The organism is Brevundimonas albigilva, from assembly GCF_023503965.1.
Taxonomy (GTDB): domain Bacteria; phylum Pseudomonadota; class Alphaproteobacteria; order Caulobacterales; family Caulobacteraceae; genus Brevundimonas; species Brevundimonas albigilva.
The window spans coordinates 3,057,596-3,075,536 of the sequence record NZ_CP097298.1 but is presented as its reverse complement, the minus strand read 5'-3'; the positions used below and the strand labels follow the sequence as shown (position 1 = coordinate 3,075,536).

General features: G+C 69.4%; 15 protein-coding genes and 2 pseudogenes. 10 read left to right on the top strand and 7 right to left on the bottom strand.

Annotated features, from left to right (window positions below; genetic code table 11):
• The first annotated feature begins 32 nt into the window (after window positions 1–32).
• Together MU852_RS16320 and MU852_RS16315 are read left to right on the top strand one after the other, a co-directional pair.
• A complete protein-coding gene (locus MU852_RS16320) occupies window positions 33–521 on the top strand; it encodes a CinA family protein (protein ID WP_249750431.1) in 489 nt (162 codons plus the stop codon).
• On the top strand, window positions 518–775 hold the full coding sequence (locus MU852_RS16315; RefSeq protein ID WP_249750430.1) for a sulfurtransferase TusA family protein: 258 nt from the start codon (window positions 518–520) through the stop codon (window positions 773–775). Before MU852_RS16320 ends, MU852_RS16315 begins: the two co-directional genes overlap by 4 nt.
• On the opposite strand, the gene MU852_RS16310 is transcribed toward MU852_RS16315, so the two are convergent.
• The gene (locus tag MU852_RS16310; protein WP_249750429.1) at window positions 729–1,673 is read right to left on the bottom strand and encodes a YihY/virulence factor BrkB family protein; all 945 of its coding nucleotides are present in this window, start codon (window positions 1,671–1,673) and stop codon (window positions 729–731) included. The genes MU852_RS16315 and MU852_RS16310 overlap by 47 nt on opposite strands.
• A 193-nt stretch (window positions 1,674–1,866) precedes the next feature.
• Between MU852_RS16310 and MU852_RS18015 the strand changes: the two genes are divergently transcribed.
• Both MU852_RS18015 and MU852_RS18010 read left to right on the top strand, forming a co-directional pair.
• Window positions 1,867–2,499, top strand: coding sequence for a response regulator (locus MU852_RS18015; protein WP_347342316.1), 633 nt, complete (start codon window positions 1,867–1,869; stop codon window positions 2,497–2,499).
• Window positions 2,382–3,182, top strand: a complete 801-nt coding sequence (locus tag MU852_RS18010; protein WP_347342315.1) for a diguanylate cyclase domain-containing protein — start codon at window positions 2,382–2,384, stop codon at window positions 3,180–3,182. Before MU852_RS18015 ends, MU852_RS18010 begins: the two co-directional genes overlap by 118 nt.
• A 3-nt stretch (window positions 3,183–3,185) precedes the next feature.
• Here the strand turns inward: MU852_RS18010 and mfd are convergent, their stop codons facing one another.
• Together mfd and MU852_RS16295 are read right to left on the bottom strand one after the other, a co-directional pair.
• Complete coding sequence (gene mfd, locus MU852_RS16300; protein WP_249750428.1) at window positions 3,186–6,641, bottom strand: transcription-repair coupling factor; 3,456 nt, start codon at window positions 6,639–6,641, stop codon at window positions 3,186–3,188.
• The gene (locus MU852_RS16295) at window positions 6,642–6,971 is read right to left on the bottom strand and encodes an FAD assembly factor SdhE (RefSeq protein WP_249750427.1); all 330 of its coding nucleotides are present in this window, start codon (window positions 6,969–6,971) and stop codon (window positions 6,642–6,644) included. It lies immediately after the preceding gene.
• Window positions 6,972–7,071: 100 nt separating this feature from the next.
• Here MU852_RS16295 and recG point away from each other — a divergent pair, with 100 nt between their 5' ends.
• The 4 genes and pseudogenes from recG to MU852_RS16280 all read left to right on the top strand — a co-directional run bounded on the left by recG (window position 7,072) and on the right by MU852_RS16280 (window position 11,244).
• On the top strand, window positions 7,072–9,159 hold the full coding sequence (gene recG, locus MU852_RS16290) for an ATP-dependent DNA helicase RecG (protein ID WP_249750426.1): 2,088 nt from the start codon (window positions 7,072–7,074) through the stop codon (window positions 9,157–9,159).
• 12 nt (window positions 9,160–9,171) lie between these two features.
• Window positions 9,172–10,467: a nicotinate phosphoribosyltransferase gene (locus MU852_RS16285; RefSeq protein WP_249750425.1), complete on the top strand. Its 1,296-nt coding sequence runs from the start codon at window positions 9,172–9,174 to the stop codon at window positions 10,465–10,467.
• A gap of 37 nt (window positions 10,468–10,504) precedes the next feature.
• Window positions 10,505–10,642 (top strand): annotated as a pseudogene (locus MU852_RS17590) (polysaccharide deacetylase family protein); the annotation flags it as partial.
• Between the two features lie 89 nt (window positions 10,643–10,731).
• Window positions 10,732–11,244 (top strand): polysaccharide deacetylase family protein, encoded by a 513-nt coding sequence (locus MU852_RS16280; protein WP_283843680.1) that lies wholly within the window; start codon window positions 10,732–10,734, stop codon window positions 11,242–11,244.
• Here the strand turns inward: MU852_RS16280 and MU852_RS16275 are convergent.
• Entirely contained in the window at window positions 11,241–12,143 is a 903-nt protein-coding gene (locus MU852_RS16275; protein WP_249750424.1) for a hypothetical protein, read from the bottom strand. The two genes, MU852_RS16280 and MU852_RS16275, sit on opposite strands and share 4 nt — an antisense overlap.
• A gap of 106 nt (window positions 12,144–12,249) precedes the next feature.
• Between MU852_RS16275 and MU852_RS16270 the strand changes: the two genes are divergently transcribed.
• Together MU852_RS16270 and MU852_RS16265 are read left to right on the top strand one after the other, a co-directional pair.
• Window positions 12,250–12,708, top strand: a complete 459-nt coding sequence (locus MU852_RS16270; protein ID WP_249750423.1) for a RidA family protein — start codon at window positions 12,250–12,252, stop codon at window positions 12,706–12,708.
• Window positions 12,705–13,850, top strand: coding sequence for a GNAT family N-acetyltransferase (locus MU852_RS16265; protein ID WP_249750422.1), 1,146 nt, complete (start codon window positions 12,705–12,707; stop codon window positions 13,848–13,850). Before MU852_RS16270 ends, MU852_RS16265 begins: the two co-directional genes overlap by 4 nt.
• A 12-nt stretch (window positions 13,851–13,862) precedes the next feature.
• Here MU852_RS16265 and MU852_RS16260 read toward each other — a convergent pair whose 3' ends face one another.
• The 3 genes and pseudogenes from MU852_RS16260 to clpA form a co-directional block, all read right to left on the bottom strand.
• The gene (locus MU852_RS16260) at window positions 13,863–14,081 is read right to left on the bottom strand and encodes a hypothetical protein (protein WP_249750421.1); all 219 of its coding nucleotides are present in this window, start codon (window positions 14,079–14,081) and stop codon (window positions 13,863–13,865) included.
• Between the two features lie 70 nt (window positions 14,082–14,151).
• Window positions 14,152–15,501 (bottom strand): class I SAM-dependent methyltransferase, encoded by a 1,350-nt coding sequence (locus MU852_RS16255; protein ID WP_249750420.1) that lies wholly within the window; start codon window positions 15,499–15,501, stop codon window positions 14,152–14,154.
• 129 nt (window positions 15,502–15,630) lie between these two features.
• Window positions 15,631–17,932 (bottom strand): annotated as a pseudogene (clpA, locus tag MU852_RS16250) (ATP-dependent Clp protease ATP-binding subunit ClpA).
• Between the last annotated feature and the right edge of the window lie 9 nt (window positions 17,933–17,941).

The window sequence follows — 17,941 nt, the reverse complement described above, 5'->3', positions numbered from 1 at the left end:
TTAGAGCCGGACTCGCGGCCTATGAAAAGATCATGTTCCCCGAAGACATACGCGCCCAGGCGCAACAGATCGTCGCAAGCGCCGCCGCGCGCGGCCTGATGGTGGCCACGGCGGAAAGCTGCACCGGCGGCCTGGTCGCGGCGGCCCTGACCGAGATCGCCGGATCCTCGGCCGCCCTGGATCGGGGCTTCGTCACCTACAGCAACGCCGCGAAGGTGCAGATGCTGGGCGTGCCCGAGGCGACCTTGGCCGCCCACGGCGCGGTGTCGCGGCCCACGGCCGAGGCCATGGCGCGGGGCGCCGCCCACCAGGCCCAGGCCGCCGTCGCCGTCTCGATCACCGGCGTGGCCGGCCCAGGCGGCGGCTCGCCCGAGAAGCCGGTCGGGCTGGTCCATTTCGCGGCCGTCGGGCCCCGGGGACTGGTCCATCGCGAGGAACGGTTCGGCGACATCGGCCGCGACCAGGTGCGGCAGGCCGCCGTGCGCGTGGCGTTGACCCTGTTGGCGGACCAGTTGGCGTGAGCCGACCCCCGGTCGTTGTCGACGCGCGGGGTCACCGCTGCCCGACGCCCAGCCTGAAACTTCAGAAGGCCATGCAGGGCTTGGCGGAGGGAACGCGGCTGGTGCTGCTGGCCACCGACGCCATGGCCAGGATCGACGCGCCCTATCTGATGGGTCAGGTCGGCGGACGGCTGGTCTCGATCGAGGAGACGGACGGGGTGCTGCGGATCACAGTCGAGACCGGTCCCGCGAGGCCCGACGCTCCGACAGGCTGACCACGCCCGCGGCGGTCTGCTCCAGCCGCGCTTCCCGCCGGGCGGCGATCTCCATCTCGGTGGCGAAGGCGCCGCCGTAGAAGATGGCGTTGACGTTCCACGACAACCAGATCAGCAGCACCACCACCGCGCCGACCGAGCCGTAGGTGGCCCCCAGCGGCGCGATCTGTTCGACGTAGATGGCGCAAAGCCAGGACGCCACCACCGACATCAGCGTCGCCACCAGTCCCCCGACCAGCGAGGGCAGCCACGCCACCGGCGACCGATGGCTCATGGCGTAGCGATAGAGCAGCGTCAGGCCCAAGGCCAGGCCCAGCGCCGGCAGCAGGGTGTCCAGCGGACCCAGCCCGCCGCCGCTCTGCGCGCCCGCCGGGGAGGCCGCGTGCGCCAGGATCCGCACCGTCACCACCGCGCCGGACACGATGGTGAACAGGGCGAAGGCGAAGATGGCCACGAAGAAGGCCAGGAGGTTGAATCGAAAGAAGCCGTGCGGCTCCGTTTCATCGTGAATCAGGTTCAGACCGGCCAGCAAGGCCTTGAATCCCCTGTGGGCGGCATAGGCGCCGACCAGCAGGGCGAAGGCGCTCTGGGCCGAAACGGTGCGGGCCGAGGCGTTGGCCAGCCGGCTGATCTCGTCTTCGAATATCCCCTGCGCCGCAGCGGGAAGAAGGTCGGCCAGCGCCGCCGCCTGCTCGCTGACCTGACCGATGGACAGTCCCAGCTTGTAGAAGCCGATCAGGATGGCGATGGCGGGAAATACGGCCAGCAGGGCGAAGAAGGACACCCCGCCGGTGTAGAGCATGACGTCGCGGCCCCAACTGCGGGCGAACGCCCGTACCGCCAGTCGGCCCCAAAAGTCCGGCGCCTTCAGCACCGTGCGGCTAAGATGCGCGCTCAACCGGATTCTCTCGACCGCCTCGACAAGCGGGGGAAACTAACCGATTTGCCCGACATGGGAACCCTTCCCGTCCCGCCCCGGATTTCCCTCGGCCCATCAACCTGCAGCGTTGCCTGACATGCCCGCCCGTCGCTATGCTTGCCGCGCCTCGCGGGGCCAAGGATGCGGCGAAGCCGCAAGGGGAAAGACCGGTTTGGAATTCGATACGCGCGTACTGGTTCTGGCGTCGAACGACGAACGGGTCGATCGTCTGACGGCGGGGCTGGACGCCTTGGGCTGGAGAACCGTCACGGCCCGCACGGTGGAAGCGGCCCAGGCCACGCTTGGGGACTTCCCGCTGGAAGCCGCCATCGTCGACGCCGACAACTTCACGCCCGAGGTTCTGGCGCGCCTTCGCCACGCCGCCGAACCGCGCCGTCTGCCGGTGATGGTGGTGGGCGCGCGCCCGGAGGCCGCGCCTGGCGCCGACCTGGCCATGTCCAAGGCGCCGCACCCCGTCCAGGCCTCGTTGCGGCTGGAACAGTTGATTCGCGCGGCCATCGCCGAGGAGGAGTTCCGGCTTCGCGCCTCCACCTTGGCCGCGCGCGGCGTCGGCCTGGACACGCGCGCGTCGGACGACCCGCCGCTTCGCATCATCCTCGCGGCCGGCGCCGCGGATCGGCGCTTTCTGGCGCTGTCGAACGCGCTCGCCGCCGGGGGGCTGAAGTGGTGGCGGCCCCCACGCCCTACACCGCCTTCGATTTCCTGCACGAGAGCAGCTTCGACGCCGCCGTCCTGTGGGGCGCCGACGACCATGCGCCCGCCCTGTCCATCGCCTCGGGCATGAAGCGCAACACGCGCCTCTATCACATCCCGCTGATGCTCTATCTGCGAGGCAAGAACGAGATAAATCTGGGCGAGCTGTTCCATCGCGGCTTCGCCGACGTCGCCTCCTCCGACACGCCCGAGATCGAGACCGCCGAGCGGGTTCTGGCCCTGGCCCAGTCGCACCGTCGCCAGCTGACCATCCGCAAGGCGCTGGATTCGGTCCGCAGCCTGGAAATCATGGACCCTTCGACCGGCCTGTTCACCGCTGAACTGTTCGCCGCCCATCTGGGTCGCGTCGCCGAGGCTTCGCGCGCGCGCCGCCGGCCCCTGTCGGTGTGCGTGCTGCGGGTGCGCGAAGGCGACGCCGTCACCCTGGCGCGTCAGGGCGGCTGGCTGGACCGCGCCATGCCCCAGATCGGCGCCATGATCTCGCGTCTGGTCCGGGTCGAGGATACGGCGGCGCGCCTGGCCAAGGAGGTCTTCGCCTTGGCCCTGCCGGCGACGCGGGGCGAGGCGGCCCGTCTGGCGGCCGAGCGGATCGCGGCGGTCATCGGCTGCACCGCCTTCGACGCCGGTCCCGACCGGTCGCCCTTCGTGGCCGAGTTCGACGTCGGCGCGGCCGAGCTCAGGCCCGACGAGACGCCGGGCCTTCTGCTGGAGCGCGCGTCGACCGACCTGTTCGCCAAGGTCGGTCAACTCTGACGATCAGGCGGCCGCCACGCGCGCCAGGTCTGCGGTGATCCGTTCGGCGACCTTCAGTCGATCCTCGGCCGAGGGCCATTCGCCCGACACCACGATCTTCTGATCCGGCCGGATCTTCCAGAAGGCGTGGTTCTTCTGGATCAGGCCGATCAGCCCCGCAGGATTGGGGAAGGTGTTGTCGCGCAGCGTCAGGACCGCGCCCTTGGGCCCGATGTCGATCTTCTCGATATTGGCCCGGCGGCAGTTGGCCTTGATGCCGACGATTTTCAACAGCTGCCGCGCCTCGTCCGGCAGGGGGCCGAAGCGGTCGATCAGTTCCGCGGCCAGGGCTTCGCGGTCCTCGCTCTGCTCGGCGTCCGACAGGCGCCGATAGAGGCTGAGACGAACGTTCAGGTCCGGCACGTAATCTTCCGGAATCAGGACGGAAGCACCGACATTGATCGCCGGCGACCAGCCGCGGTCGACCGCGCCGCCCTCACCCTTCTCCTTCAGCTCGGCGACGGCGTCCTCCAGCATCTGCTGGTACAGTTCGACGCCCACCTCGCGGATGTGGCCCGACTGTTCGTCGCCCAGCAGATTGCCGCCGCCGCGCTGGTCCAGGTCGTGGCTGGCCAGCTGGAAGCCGGCGCCCAGGTTGTCCAGCGACTGCAGGACCTGCAGCCGCCGCTCGGCGGACGGGGTCATCGGCTTGACCGGATCGGTGGTCAGATAGGCGAAGGCCCGCGCCTTGGAGCGGCCGACCCGGCCCCGGATCTGATAAAGCTGGGCCAGGCCGAACATGTCGGCGCGGTGCACGACCAGGGTGTTGGCCGTCGGAATGTCCAGACCGCTCTCGACGATGGTGGTGGAGACCAGCACGTCGTATTCCCCGTCGTAGAAGGCGCTCATCACCTCCTCCAGCTGGGTCGCGCTCATCTGGCCGTGGCCGACGACGAACTTCACCTCGGGGACCTGTTCGCGCAGGAACCGCTCGATGTCCGGCAGGTCTTTCAGGCGCGGCGCGACATAATAGGCCTGTCCCCCGCGATACTTTTCGCGCAGCAGGGCCTCGCGCACCAGAACCGGATCCCACGGCGTCACATAGGTGCGGACCGCCAGACGATCGACCGGCGGGGTGGCGATGATCGACATCTCGCGAATGCCGGTCAGGGCCATCTGCAGGGTGCGCGGGATCGGCGTGGCGGTCAGGGTCAGCAGATGGACGTCGGCCCGCAGCGTCTTCAGCTTCTCCTTGTGCTTGACGCCGAAGTGCTGCTCCTCGTCCACGATCACCAGGCCCAGGTTCTTGAACCCGACCTGTTCGGACAGGACGGCGTGTGTGCCGACCACGATCTCTATGGAGCCGTCCTTCAGACCGGCGCGCGTCTCTGAGGCTTCCTTGGCCGGAACCATGCGCGACAGCTGGCGCACATTGACCGGCCAGCCGGCGAAACGTTCCTTGAAGGTCTTGAAGTGCTGACGCGCCAGCAGGGTCGTGGGCGCGACGATGGCCACCTGCTGGCCCGACAGGGCCACGACGAAGGCGGCCCGCAGCGCCACCTCGGTCTTGCCGAAGCCGACGTCGCCGCAGATCAGCCGATCCATGGGCACGCCCTTGCCCAGGTCCTCCAGCACGTCGCCGATGGCGTTCAGCTGGTCGTCGGTCTCCTCATAGGGAAAGCGGGCGCAGAACTCGGCGAACAGACCCGGCGGCGGGGTGACGGCGTCGGTTTCGCGCAGGGCCCGCTTGGCGGCCAGGGCGATCAGGCCCTCGGCCATGGCGCGCAGCCGCTCCTTGGCCTTGGCCTTGCGCGCCTGCCAGCCCGCGCCGCCCAGCCGGTCCAGCTGAACGCCGTCGGAATCCGACCCGTATCGGGTCAACAGATCAATGTTTTCAACGGGAAGATAGAGCTTGCTCTCACCCGCATAGAACAGTTCCAGACAGTCGTGCGGCGCCGACTGGATGTCCAGGGTCTTCAATCCCTCGTATCGCCCGATGCCGTGATCGACGTGGACGACCAGGTCGCCGGTCGTCAGGGCCGAGGCCTCCGCCAGGAAGTTCGCCGCGCGACGTTTCCGGCGCGGGCGCGCCAGCCGGTCGCCCAGGATGTCGGTCTCGGAGATCACCGCCAGGTCGTCGGTGACGAAGCCGTGCTCGACCGACAGGACGCCGCGCAGGTACACGTCCTTGGGGGCGTTCTGGACGTCCTTCCATTCGCGGACGGCGACGACATGCTCCAGTCCGTGGTCGTTCAGCATGGCGGCCAGGCGCTCTGACGAGCCCTCGGTCCAGCTGGCGAACAACACGCGGCGACCTTCCGCCTTCAGCGCCTCGGCGTGCTTGGCCACCGCCCCGAACAGATTGACGCTGTCCTGCGACCGCTCGGCGGCGAAGCTTCGCCCCAGCCGCCCGCCCGCATCGTCTCGGCCGCTTGCGAACGGCGAGAAACGGCGCACGTCGCGCCCGGCCAGCGTCTGGTTCCAGTCGCCCTGGTCCAGATAGAGCTTCTGCGGCGGCAGGGCGCGGTTGGCGATCGCATTGCCCTTGGTCTTGGCCGCCTCGGCGCGCGCCTCGTGGGCGTCGGCGATCAGGTCCCAGCGTTCGGCCCGCGCGGCCTCCACCTGATTGTCGAAATACAGCTGGGCCGCATCGGGCAGATAGTCGAACAGCGTGTCCAGCTGGTCGTAGAACAGCGGCAGCCACTGCTCCATCCCCTGGCGTCGCGCGCCCTCGCTGATGGTGGCGTACAGCGGATCGTCACCCGGCGCGCCGAACAGGTTCAGATAGCCGGTGCGGAAGCGCGAGATGGCGTCCTTGTCCAGCAGCACCTCGGACACCGGCGCCAGGGACACCGCCTTCATCTGGCCGGTCGATCGCTGGGTCTCGGGATCGAAGGCGCGGATCGATTCCAGTTCCGAGCCGAACATGTCCAGCCGCACCGGCGCCTCGAACCCCGGCGGGAAGACGTCGATCACCCCGCCGCGCACGGCGAACTCGCCGCGTTCGGACACGGTCGACGCCCGCACATAGCCGTTGGCGGCGAAGTAACCTTCCAGCGCCGCGATATCGAGATCCTGGCCGACCCGAGCGTCGAAGCCCGCAGCCGTCGTCACCGATCTCGGCGGCGTGCGCTGCATGGCCGCGGCGATGGTCGTGACGACCAGCAGGGGCTTGTCGCCGGCCTTGCGGCCCGCCAGCCGCGTCAGGGTCGCCATGCGCTGCGCCCCGATCGCCGCCGTGGGGCTCAGACGGTCGTAGGGAAGACAGTCCCAGTTCGGATATTCAAGGACTTCAACGTCCTGCGAGAAAAAACCGAACGCCTGAATGAAGGCCGAGGCGCGTTGATAATCCCGCGCCACGAAAAGGCCGACGCCGGCCTTGCCGGCCGCCTTCAGCCGTTCGGCGACGATCAGGGCGTCCAGTCCCTCGGGCGCGCCCCCCAGTTCGGCGTCGGCGCGGTGTTCGACCTTGGCGTCCATTCAGCCGATCCCCCGCCCGACCTGCGCCGCCACGTGCGCGCGCATATAAGCGCGGACCTTGTCCATCACCGGCCCGTCGAACTCGGCCGGCGTGGGGTCGCGTTCGATGATCCAGCCGTAGAGATACTGGTCTTCCTGGTCCAGCAGCGCCTCGAACGCCGTCAGTTCCTCGTCACTCATGGTCGGCGCCACGGCGTCCGCGAACGGCCCCAGCACCATGTCGGCCTCGCGAAAGCCCCGCCGCCAGGCGCGGAACTGGATGCGGCCCAGCCGGGCCTTGCGTTCGTCGGAGGGGATTTCGCCTTCGGGGCGCGCGTCGATTTCGGTCACAAGAATCCTTGCCCGGTCCAGACTTTCAAACAGGTCGCGGGAGATAGCGTTCCTGAGGCGACTTCGCCACCCGTCGCGGTCCCGCTATGTTCTCGCTCCCATGCGGCCGCCGATTCTCTTTCCGCTGTTCGCCGAGGTGGCCACGCTGAAGGGCGTCGGCCCGCGCGTCCTGCCGCTGGTGCAGAAGGTGGCGGGGCCGCTGGTGCGCGACCTGGTCTTCCTGGCGCCCGCGGGCCTGATCGTCCGCCGAGCTATGCAGGCGGCCACGGCGACCGAGGGCGAGGTCGGGGTGTTTCAGGTGACGATCGACCGGCTGTTTCCGCCGGGCCGCCCTGGCGCGCCTCTGAAAGTCCGGGCCGCCGACGAGACCGGCTTCGTCCACCTGGTCTGGTTCGGCGGATCGCCCCAGCATATCGACCGCCTGCTGCCGCGCGGGAAGACGCGGCTGGTGTCCGGCAAGGTCGAGCGTTTCAACGGCGAGGTCCAGATCGTCCACCCCGACATCGTGGCGGTGGACAAGGCCGACGACCTGGCGATGTCGGAGCCGGTCTATCCCGCGACGCAGGGGCTGACGGCCCGTCAGGTGCGAAAGCTGGTCCAGGCCGCCCTGCCCGCCGCGCCCGACCTTGCGGAATGGCAGGACCCCGCCTGGCTGGCCAAGCAGAAATGGCCCGGCTGGCGCGCGGCGCTGGAGGCCCTGCATTCGCCATCGACCGAGGCCGAGCTGGCGCCCGACGCCCCCGTACGCCAGCGCCTGGCCTATGACGAGTTCCTGGCCCACCAGCTGGCCCTGGCCCGCCGTCGTCGGGCGCGAGAGATCAAGCCCGCCCCCGTCATCGCGCCGGGCGCCGCCTCCGACCACCTATTGGCCGCCCTGCCCTTCGCACTGACGAACGCCCAGGCCCAGGCGGTCGCCGAAATCCGTCGCGACCTGGCGTCCGGCAAGCAGATGGGCCGCCTGCTCCAGGGCGACGTCGGATCGGGCAAGACGGCGGTGGCGGCCCTGGCCCTGGCCGATGCGGCCGCCAGCGGCTTCCAGTCGGCCCTGATGGCGCCGACCGAAATCCTGGCCCGGCAGCATTTCGAGAAGCTGGGCCCGCTGCTGGAAGCCGCCGGCGTGCCATCCGTCCTGCTGACCGGCCGCGACACGAACGGCCAGCGGCGCGAGAAACTGGCCGCCCTCGCTTCCGGTGCGGCCCCGGTCGCCATCGGCACCCACGCCCTGTTCCAGGACGCCGTCCGCTTCGACCGGCTGGCCCTGGCGGTGATCGACGAACAGCACCGCTTCGGCGTCGGCGAACGCCAGCGCCTTCAGGCCAAGGGCGATCCGCGCCTGGGCGCCGTGCATCTGCTGACCATGTCGGCCACCCCCATCCCGCGCACGCTGGAGCTGACCCAGTATGGCGAGCTGGAGGTCAGCCGCCTGACCGAAAAGCCGCCCGGCCGCACGCCGGTGACCACAGCCGTGCTGCCCCTGACCCGCATCGGCGAAGTGGCGGCGCGCCTCAAGGCGGCGGTCGAAAGCGGCGCCCAGGCCTATTGGATCTGCCCGCTGGTCGCGGAATCCGAGGCCGTCGACCTGGCCGCCGCCGTCGATCGCGCCGACGACCTGCGCCGCCTGCTGGGCGTGGAGGTCGGCCTGGCGCACGGCCAGATGCCCGGCGCCGAGCGCGAGGCCGTCATGGCCGACTTCGCCGACGGCCGCCTGCCCGTGCTGGTCGCCACCACCGTGGTCGAGGTCGGCGTCGACGTGCCCAACGCCTCCATCATGGTGATCGAGCACGCCGACCGCTTCGGCCTGGCCCAGTTGCACCAGCTGCGCGGCCGGGTCGGGCGCGGCGCCAAGGCCAGCGCCTGCATCCTGCTGTACGGCGGCCAGGACGGCGCGCTCGGCGAAACGGCCAAGGAGCGGCTGGAGACCCTGCGCCGCACCGAGGACGGCTTCGTCATCGCCGAGGAGGATTTCCGGCTGCGCGGCGGCGGCGACCCGCTGGGCCTGAAACAGAGCGGCTTTCCCGCCTATCGCTTCGCCGATCCGATCCGCCAACGCGCCCTGATGCTGGCGGCGGCCGACGACGCCCGCTTGGTGATGAACCGCGATCCCGACCTGGCGTCCCCGCGCGGCCAGGCGATCCGGGTGCTGGAGGAACTGTTCGACTGGAAGGCCCACAAGGCCGGTTCGGACTGATAGGGTCGCCCGATGGATCTCGCCAAACGCGCCTATGACCACGGCTTTCGCCTGGACCCGATCGTCCGCAGTCTTCTGGACACCGACTTCTACAAGCTGCTGATGCTGCAGCTGATCTGGCGCGAACATCGGGATGTGCCGGTCACCTTCCAGGTCATCAACCGTACGCGCTCGGTTCGGTTGGCCGATGACATCGACGTCGGCGCGCTGCGCGAACAGCTGGACCACGCCCGCACCCTGCGCTTCTCCAACAAGGAACTGGTCTGGCTGGCCGGCAACAGCTTCTATGGCGTCAGGCAGATCTTCTCGCCGGACTTCATGGCCTGGCTGGCCGATTATCGCCTTCCCGATTACGACCTGCGCATCGAGGACGGCCAGTATGTGCTGACCTTCTCAGGCCCCTGGACCGAGGTGACGTTGTGGGAAATCCCAGCGCTCGCCATCCTGAACGAGCTGCGATGCCGCGCGGGCCTGCGGCGGCTGGGCCGGTTCGAACTGGACATCCTCTATTCGCGGGCCAAGACCCGGCTGTGGTCCAAGCTGGAGCGGCTGCGCGCCCTGCCCGACCTGGCCCTGTCGGACTTCGGCACCCGGCGCCGTCACGGCTTCCTGTGGCAGCGCTGGTGCATCCAGGCGCTGCAGGAGGGGCTGGGGCGGTCCTTCATCGGCACCTCGAACGTGCTTCATGCGATGGAGAACGACCTGGAGGCCATCGGCACCAACGGCCATGAGCTGCCTATGGTCATGGCGGCCCTGGCGCCCGACGACGACGCCCTGGCGGCCACGCCCTACGCCGTGCTGGACGAATGGCGACGCCACTACGCGGGAAATCTGCTGATCGTCCTGCCCGACGCCTTCGGCACCGAGGCCTTCCTGGACCAGGCGCCGGACTGGGTCGCCGACTGGACCGGCTTCCGCCCGGATTCCGCGCCGCCGATCGAGGCGGGCGAACGGCTCATCGCCTGGTGGAAGGGCCGCGGGCGCGATCCGGCCAAGAAGCTGCTGATCTTCTCGGACGGCATGGATGTCGAATCCATCGAGGCGGTCCATGCGCGCTTCCACGGCCGCGCCCGGCTCAGCTTCGGCTGGGGCACCAATCTGACCAACGACTTCCGCGACTGCTCGCCCGCCCCGGCGCCGGAACTGGAGCCGATCTCGCTGGTCTGCAAGGTGGTCGAGGCGGGCGGCCGTCCCGCCGTCAAGCTGTCGGACAATCCGGAAAAGGCGGTCGGCGAGCCGGGCGAGATCGACCGCTATCGCCGGGTCTTCGGCGTGCGCGGCGCGGTGGCCCAGCCGGTCCGCGTCTGAAACCCGCCCTTAAGGCCGCACGTGGCACAAGGCCGGCATGAGCGCCTTCATCGACAAGATGCGCCGCCGCGCCGGCCGCTACCTGGACGTCCGCCCCGTGACGATCCGCCCGCCGCGCGGCGTGCTAAGCCTGTCGTTCGACGACATTCCCCGCTCCGCCTGGACCGAGGCGGGTCCGATCCTGGCCCAGCATGGGATCAAGGCCACCTACTATGTCTGCGGCGGCCTGTCGGGGGCCGCAACCTGGACCTGCCGCAGTTCGAGGTGGAGGACCTCCAGACCCTCCACGCCGCCGGTCACGAGGTCGGCTGCCACACCTATGGGCACGTCTCGACCCTGGGCCTGTCGCCCGCCGAACTGGAGGCTGACCTGGGCCGCAACGCCGCCTGGGTCGCCGAACGGCTGGACGGCCATGAGATGCGCACCTTCGCCTATCCGTTCGGGGACTGCGCGCTGCGCGCCAAGCCGGTGATCGACCGCCGCTTCCTTTGCGGGCGCGGCGTGCGCGACGGGATCAACGCCGGCCGCGCCGATCGCAATCTGCTCCAGGCCATCGGCCTCGAAAGCCGCCGCCTGCCCGGTTACGACCTGGAGAAACTGGTTCAGGACACCGCCGACGCCCACGGCTGGCTGATCGCCTATGGCCACGACGTCAGCGACAGTCCCACCCCCTACGGCTGCCGCCCGGAGGACATCGACCGGCTGATAGGCTTGGCCAAGGCCGCCGGGCTGGACATCCTGCCGGTCGGGGCGGCGTGGGCGCGGGCGGCGCGCTAGGCGACGTCGGACTTGCGCCGATCCGCCCAGGCGATCAGTTCCTTGCGCGGCCAGACCATCAGCCACGAGCGGGCCGTGTAGTCGCCGCTGTCGATCAGCGCCTTGCGGCTGGCCGAGGCCGCGCCGGCGCGCAGGGTGTGGATTTCGCCCGGCCCCTGGTGAACCATGAAGGCCCCGCCCTTCAGCGGATTCAGGCGCAGGTGGGCCAGGCGGGGGCTGATCTCGATCAGGGGCGGATCATAGAACCAGCTGGAGCCGATCATGCCCGCCAGTTCGGGTCGCGCGCGGCACAGTTCGGCCGCCGTGGCCCAGGCCTCGTTCCAGCCCTCTTCGTTGAACCCGCGCAGCCAGCGGCTTTCGGTGTGCACCTCCAGCCAGGGTTCCTTCCTGGCCCCGGCCGCCAGATAGCGCAGCAGCGGCCCGAACCCGCGTCCGTCCAGCGCGTGTTGCAGCATCTGCTTGGGCCCCAGCGGCGAAGACAGGTCGATCACCTGGCTCTTGGCGCCTGGCACGCTGAGCGCCAGCGAGAAGCGCACGTCCTTGGCCCAGTGGTCGAAGTCGTAGACGCCTTCGGCCTTGTCCAGGAAACCCGCGACCTGCTCGATCCAGTAGGGGTAGAGGTCCGTCACCGCCGGCGGCAGCTCCAGCGCCGTCACGCGGCCGGGCAACTGCAGCATCCAGGCGGCGACCAGGCCGCGCCGCACGTCGTCGGAGGTTTCCGCACCCAGGGCGGCGTCCACCGCCTTGGCCGGCATCTCGAAATCCCAGTGGGACGCGGCCTCCGCGGCCTTGGCTGCGGCGGGTGCGGCCATGGCGTCGACGCGGGCGCGGTCCTGGGGCGACAACCGGGCCAGGACGCCCTCGAACACCGGCTGATGAGAAGACGGTTGCATATCCATGACCGCATCATCGCATGATGCGGTTGGCGAACGCTTAAAGCGCCGGCGACGGGTGACGCGGGGCTTGCCGCAGGCTAGACCGCCGCCCAGATCAGAGGAGCATTCCATGACCATCGACGCCCGCATCGCCGAACTTGGCATCACCCTGCCGGAACCCGCCAAGGCGGTGGCCAACTATGTGCCCTTCGTCCAGACGGGGAGCCTGGTCCACATCTCGGGCCAGCTGTCGAACGACGCCTCGGGCGGGGTGAAGGGCACGGTCGGCGCCGACGTGACGCCGGAACAGGCCAACGCCGCCGCGCGCCTGTGCGGGATCAACCTGCTGGCCCAGATCAAGACCGCCTGCGACGGCGACCTGTCACGCGTGGTCCGCGTGGTCAAGCTGGGCGGCTTCGTCCAGGCCGGGCCGGACTTCGACGCCATCCCGGCCGTCATCAACGGCTGTTCGGACCTGATGGTCGAGGTGTTCGGCGACGCCGGCCGGCACGCCCGCTCGGCCGTCGGCGTCTATCGCCTGCCGCTGGGCTTCGCCGTCGAGGTCGACGCAATCGTGGAGATCCGTTGACCTTCCAGATCACGGTTCACGACGGGATCGCCGACATCGGCCAGGCCGCGTGGGACGCCTGCGCGGACCCGACCGGCGATCCCTTCGTTTCCTACGCCTTCCTTCACGCCTGCGAAGGGTCGGGCAGCGCGGTCCCGTCCCAGGGCTGGGGACCGCGTCACCTGGCGCTAAGGGGCGAGGACGACGCCGTCCTGGGCGTCATGCCCCTCTATCTGAAGGGCCACAGCCAGGGCGAATACGTCTTCGACCACAGCTGGGCCGACGCCTATGAACGCGCCGGCGGCCGCTACTATCCCAAACTGCTGGGGGCGGTGCCCTTCACCCCCGCGACCGGGCCGCGCTTCCTGGCCCACCCGGACGCCGACCTTGCGAACGTGCGCCAGGCCCTGATCCAGGGCGCCCTGACCCTGACCGAGCGGCTGGGCGTGTCGTCGCTGCACGTCAACTTCCCGACCGAGCCGGACTGGCGGGCGATGACCGAGGCGGGCCTGCTGGCGCGCCAGGACATGCAGTTCATCTGGCGCAACGACGGCTATCGGACCTTCGACGACTTTCTGGGCGCCCTGTCGTCCAACCGGCGCAAGACCATCCGGCGCGAGCGGCGCGACGCCCAGGCCGGGCTCGACATCCGCATCCTGACCGGCGCCGACCTTACCGAGGACGCCTGGGACGCCTTCTTCGCCTTCTACATGGACACGGGCGACCGCAAATGGGGGCGGCCCTATCTGACGCGCGCCTTCTTCTCGATGGTGGGCCAGACCCTGGCGGACCGCATCGCCCTGGTCATGGCCTATCGCGACGACGCCCCCATCGCCGGGGCGTTGAACTTCATCGGTCGCGACGCCCTCTACGGCCGTCAGTGGGGAACGCTGGAGGACGTGCCCTTCCTCCACTTCGAACTTTGCTACTACCAAGCCATCGAATTCGCCATTTCGCGCGGCCTGTCGCGCGTCGAGGCCGGCGCCCAGGGCGAGCACAAGATCGCCCGCGGCTATCTGCCCTCGCCCGTCTATTCGTCCCACTTCATCGCCGACACCGCCCTGCGCGGCCCGGTGGCGCAATATCTGAGGCGCGAAGGCCCGGCCGTGGAGGCCGAGATCGCCGCCCTGACCGAGGACCAGTCGCCGTTCAAGAAGGCATGAGGTCCAGGGGTCTCACGCCTTCTGACCCCACAGCTGATACATGCCGGCGAACAGGGTCGGCTGGGCGGCCTCCAGCCGGTCCCACAGCTCCATGTCCAGCGGATCGGCCGCCCAGAAGGCCTGCCGGAACGCGGCCTGCGCCTGGAACGGCGGCTCGAAGCCGACCAGTCGAAGCCCCGCCTGGGCCAACAGTTCGACCAACTGGGGCGGGGTGTAGCGGTGCTCCTGCACGTGGAAGACCAGATCGCGACAGCCGCTCAGGCTATAGAAGTCCTCGCTGGTCCTGAGGGCCGCCAGCGGGTCATCGTTCGGCAGCGCCAGGACATGGGCGCGAAAGGCGCGGATGTCGGCCGCGCTCGCCGTCCAGCCGCGCTCGCGGATCAGCGCATGGGCGCGCCGGATCGGAGCGCGCGCCCGTTCGCTGTAGAGCGCCAGCCGGACCACGCCGCCAGAGCGCAACACACACCGCCAGCCGCGCCAGACCGTCCTGCGGCCGCGCCATGTGATGCAGGACGCCGGTGCTGACGACCACATCGAACGGCCCCATGTCCGGCTCCAGCGCCAGGATGTCGCCCTGCACGAACCGCACACGGTCGAGGCCCAGTTGCTCCGCCACGCGCGCGCCATAGGCCAGGCTGGCGCGGCTCAGATCCAGGGCCGTGATCGCCAGGCTGGGATCGGTCCGGGCCAGGTCGATCGGCTCGAACCCCGTGCCGCAGCCGGCCGCCAGAACCGTCCGCGCCCGCCTTGCGAAGGCCGCTTGGTCCAGCCGGGGCAGCGCCTCGATTTCCTGCGACAGGACGCGGCGCGGCGGTTGGGGCGGCGCGGCCCAGCGCGGATAGGGATTGCCCTCGTATTGCGCCCGCACGGCTTGGGACACGTCGTCGCCCGTGTCCGGCGTCAGCCGCTCGACGGCTTGCGCCAGTCCCATTTCCCGCGCCGGCTCCTGAATGGTCTTTCGCACCAACAGGTCCGTCAGGGGGCCTTGCCAGGTCATCATCACATCGTCGGCGCGCGGCGACCTGAACAGGGGCGAAACCGGCGCCGAATCTTCCACCCCCTCTGGCTCGTCGTCCAGATGCTCCGCCAGATAGCCATTCAGGGCCAGGGCCTGCGCCAGCGTGCGCCAGCCCTCGCCGCCCCGCCCCTGCGTCGCCGTCAGCGCGTGGCGCAGGGCGTCGAGGCGCGCCTCCATCGCCGCATCCACGTTCAGGCACCGCGACAGGAAGGCGATCCACAGGGCGTCGCCGCCCAGCGCCTCCAGGGCTTCGGCTGTCTCTTCGAACCTCGGTGTCTTCAGCAACAGGACACGCGCGGTCGTGCGCGCCAGGACCTGCGGATCGACCGAGGACTCGCCCAGCAGAGCCGTCAGGTCCGCGTCCAGCACCGGATGCCAGCGGCTGGGGGTCAGGCCCGCCAGCAGCTGCGCCAGGGCCGGCGCCACGCGCGCCCGCGCTTGCGGCGTCTCGGCGCCCCCCAGGGCGCGGCTGAGAACCTCGGTCGCCTGGCCGGGGTCGCCATGCGCGGCCAGGAACAGCCCCATCGCGGCCAGCGCGCCCGGATGATTTTGGTCCACGGCCAGAGCCGCCTTCAGCAGTTCGAACCCGGCGTGAAGGTCGCCGGCCGCCAAGCGCGCTTCGGCCTCGCCCACGCGCCCCGCCGTTTCGTCCTGCCCCGCCTGTGACCGCATCGGCGCACTATGGCCCGGCGTCGCGCGCCGCGCATGAAAAAAGGCCCGGGCGTCGCCGCCCGGGCCCGATCTCGGATCGGCGGGCGCCGATCAGGCCGTCTCTTCCTCTTCCGACTTGGCCGGAGCGCCCGAGGGGCCCGTGATGTCGAAGTCGATCTTGCCGTCCTTCAGCTGGACCTTGACGTGTCCGCCGCGCGTCAGACGGCCGAACAGGATGTCGTCGGCCAGCGGCTTCTTGATCGAGTCCTGGATGACCCGGGCCAAGGGGCGCGCCCCAACAGTTCGTCGAAGCCGTTCTTGGCCAGCCAGTCGGCCGCCTCGTCGGTCAGCTCGATGGTGATGTTGCGGTCCGCCAGCTGGGCTTCCAGCTGCAGCACGAACTTGGTCACGACCGAGCGGATCGTTTCGGCGCTCAGCGGCTTGAAGGCCACGATGGCGTCCAGGCGGTTCCTGAACTCCGGCGCGAACAGGCGCTGGATGGCCTTGTCGTCCTCGCCCTCGACCTTGCCCCGGCCGAAACCGATGGAGGCGCGGGCGTTGTCGGCGGCGCCGGCGTTGGTGGTCATGATCAGGATGACGTTCCTGAAATCGACCTTCTTGCCGACCGCGTCGGTCAGCATGCCGTTGTCCATCACCTGCAACAGGATGTTGTAGACGTCCGGGTGCGCCTTCTCGATTTCGTCCAGCAGGATGACGGCGTGCGGATGCTGGTCCACGGCGTCGGTCAGCAGCCCGCCTTGGTCATGGCCGACATAGCCCGGAGGCGCGCCGATCAGCCGGCTGACGGTGTGGCGCTCCATGTATTCCGACATGTCGAACCGCTGCATCTCGATCCCGAGGGTGGAGGCCAACTGCTTGGCCACCTCGGTCTTGCCGACGCCGGTGGGGCCGCTGAACAGGAAGCTGCCGATCGGCTTGTTCGGATCGCGCAGACCCGCCCGCGCCAGCTTCATCGCGGCCGAGACCTGCTCGATCGCCTGTTCCTGACCGAAGACGACGCGATTCAGGTCGGTCTGCAGTTCCTTCAGGCTCTCGGTGTCGGACTTGGAGACCGACTTGGCCGGAATGCGCGCCATCTTGGCGATGACGGCCTCGACCTCCTTCTGGCCGATGACCTTCTTGCGCTTGGATTCGACCACCAGCATCTGCGAGGCGCCGGCCTCGTCGATCACGTCGATCGCCTTGTCCGGCAGCTTCCGGTCGGTCATGTAGCGGGCCGACAGTTCGACCGCCGTTCGGATGGCGCTGTCGGTGTAGCGGACCTTGTGGTGCTGCTCGTAATAGGTCTTCAGCCCCTTCAGGATCTTCACCGAATCCTCGACCGTCGGCTCATTGACGTCGATCTTCTGGAAGCGACGCACCAGGGCGCGGTCCTTCTCGAAGTGCTGGCGATATTCCTTGTAGGTCGTCGATCCCATGCAACGCAGCGACCCCGACGCCAGGGCGGGCTTCAGCAGGTTTGAGGCGTCCATCGCTCCGCCCGAGGTCGCGCCCGCGCCGATCACCGTATGGATCTCGTCGATGAACAGGACAGCATTGTCGTGGTTCTCCAGTTCCTTGACGACCTGCTTCAGCCGCTCCTCGAAGTCGCCGCGATAGCGGGTGCCGGCTAGCAGCGCGCCCATGTCCAGGCTGTAGATGGTCGCGTCCTTCAGGACGTCCGGCACGTCGCCGTTGACGATCTTGCGCGCCAGGCCTTCGGCGATGGCGGTCTTGCCGACGCCGGGGTCGCCGACCAGCAGCGGGTTGTTCTTGGTGCGGCGGCACAGGATCTGGATCGAGCGCTCGACCTCGGCCTGACGGCCGATCAGCGGATCGACCTTGCCCTGGCGCGACTTCTCGTTGAGGTCGACGCAATAGGCTTCCAGCGCCTCTCCGCCCGACTTGACGGCCGATGCGTCCTCGGCCTCCTCGGGGCTCGAACCCTTGGCGGGCCGGGTTTCGCCGGCGCCCGCCTTCTTGGCGATGCCGTGAGCGATGAAGTTGACCGCGTCATAGCGCGTCATGTCCTGCTCCTGCAGGAAATAGGCGGCGTGGCTCTCGCGTTCGGAGAAGATGGCGACCAGCACATTGGCGCCCGTCACCTCCTCGCGGCCCGAGGACTGGACGTGGATGACCGCGCGCTGGATCACGCGCTGGAAGCCGGCGGTCGGCTTGGCGTCCTCGCCGTCGGCCGTGGCCAGGGCGGCCAGGTCGTTGTCGACATAGAGGGTCAGCGCCGTCTTCAGGGCGGTCAGTTCGACATTGCAGGCGCGCATGACCGCTGAGGCGTCGGGTCGTCCGTCAGCGCCATCAGCAGGTGTTCAAGGGTGGCGTATTCGTGCCGGCGCTCATTGGCGTAGGCCACCGCGCGGTGCAGGGTTTCTTCGAGAGGACGGGAAAATGAAGGCATAGGGAGGCT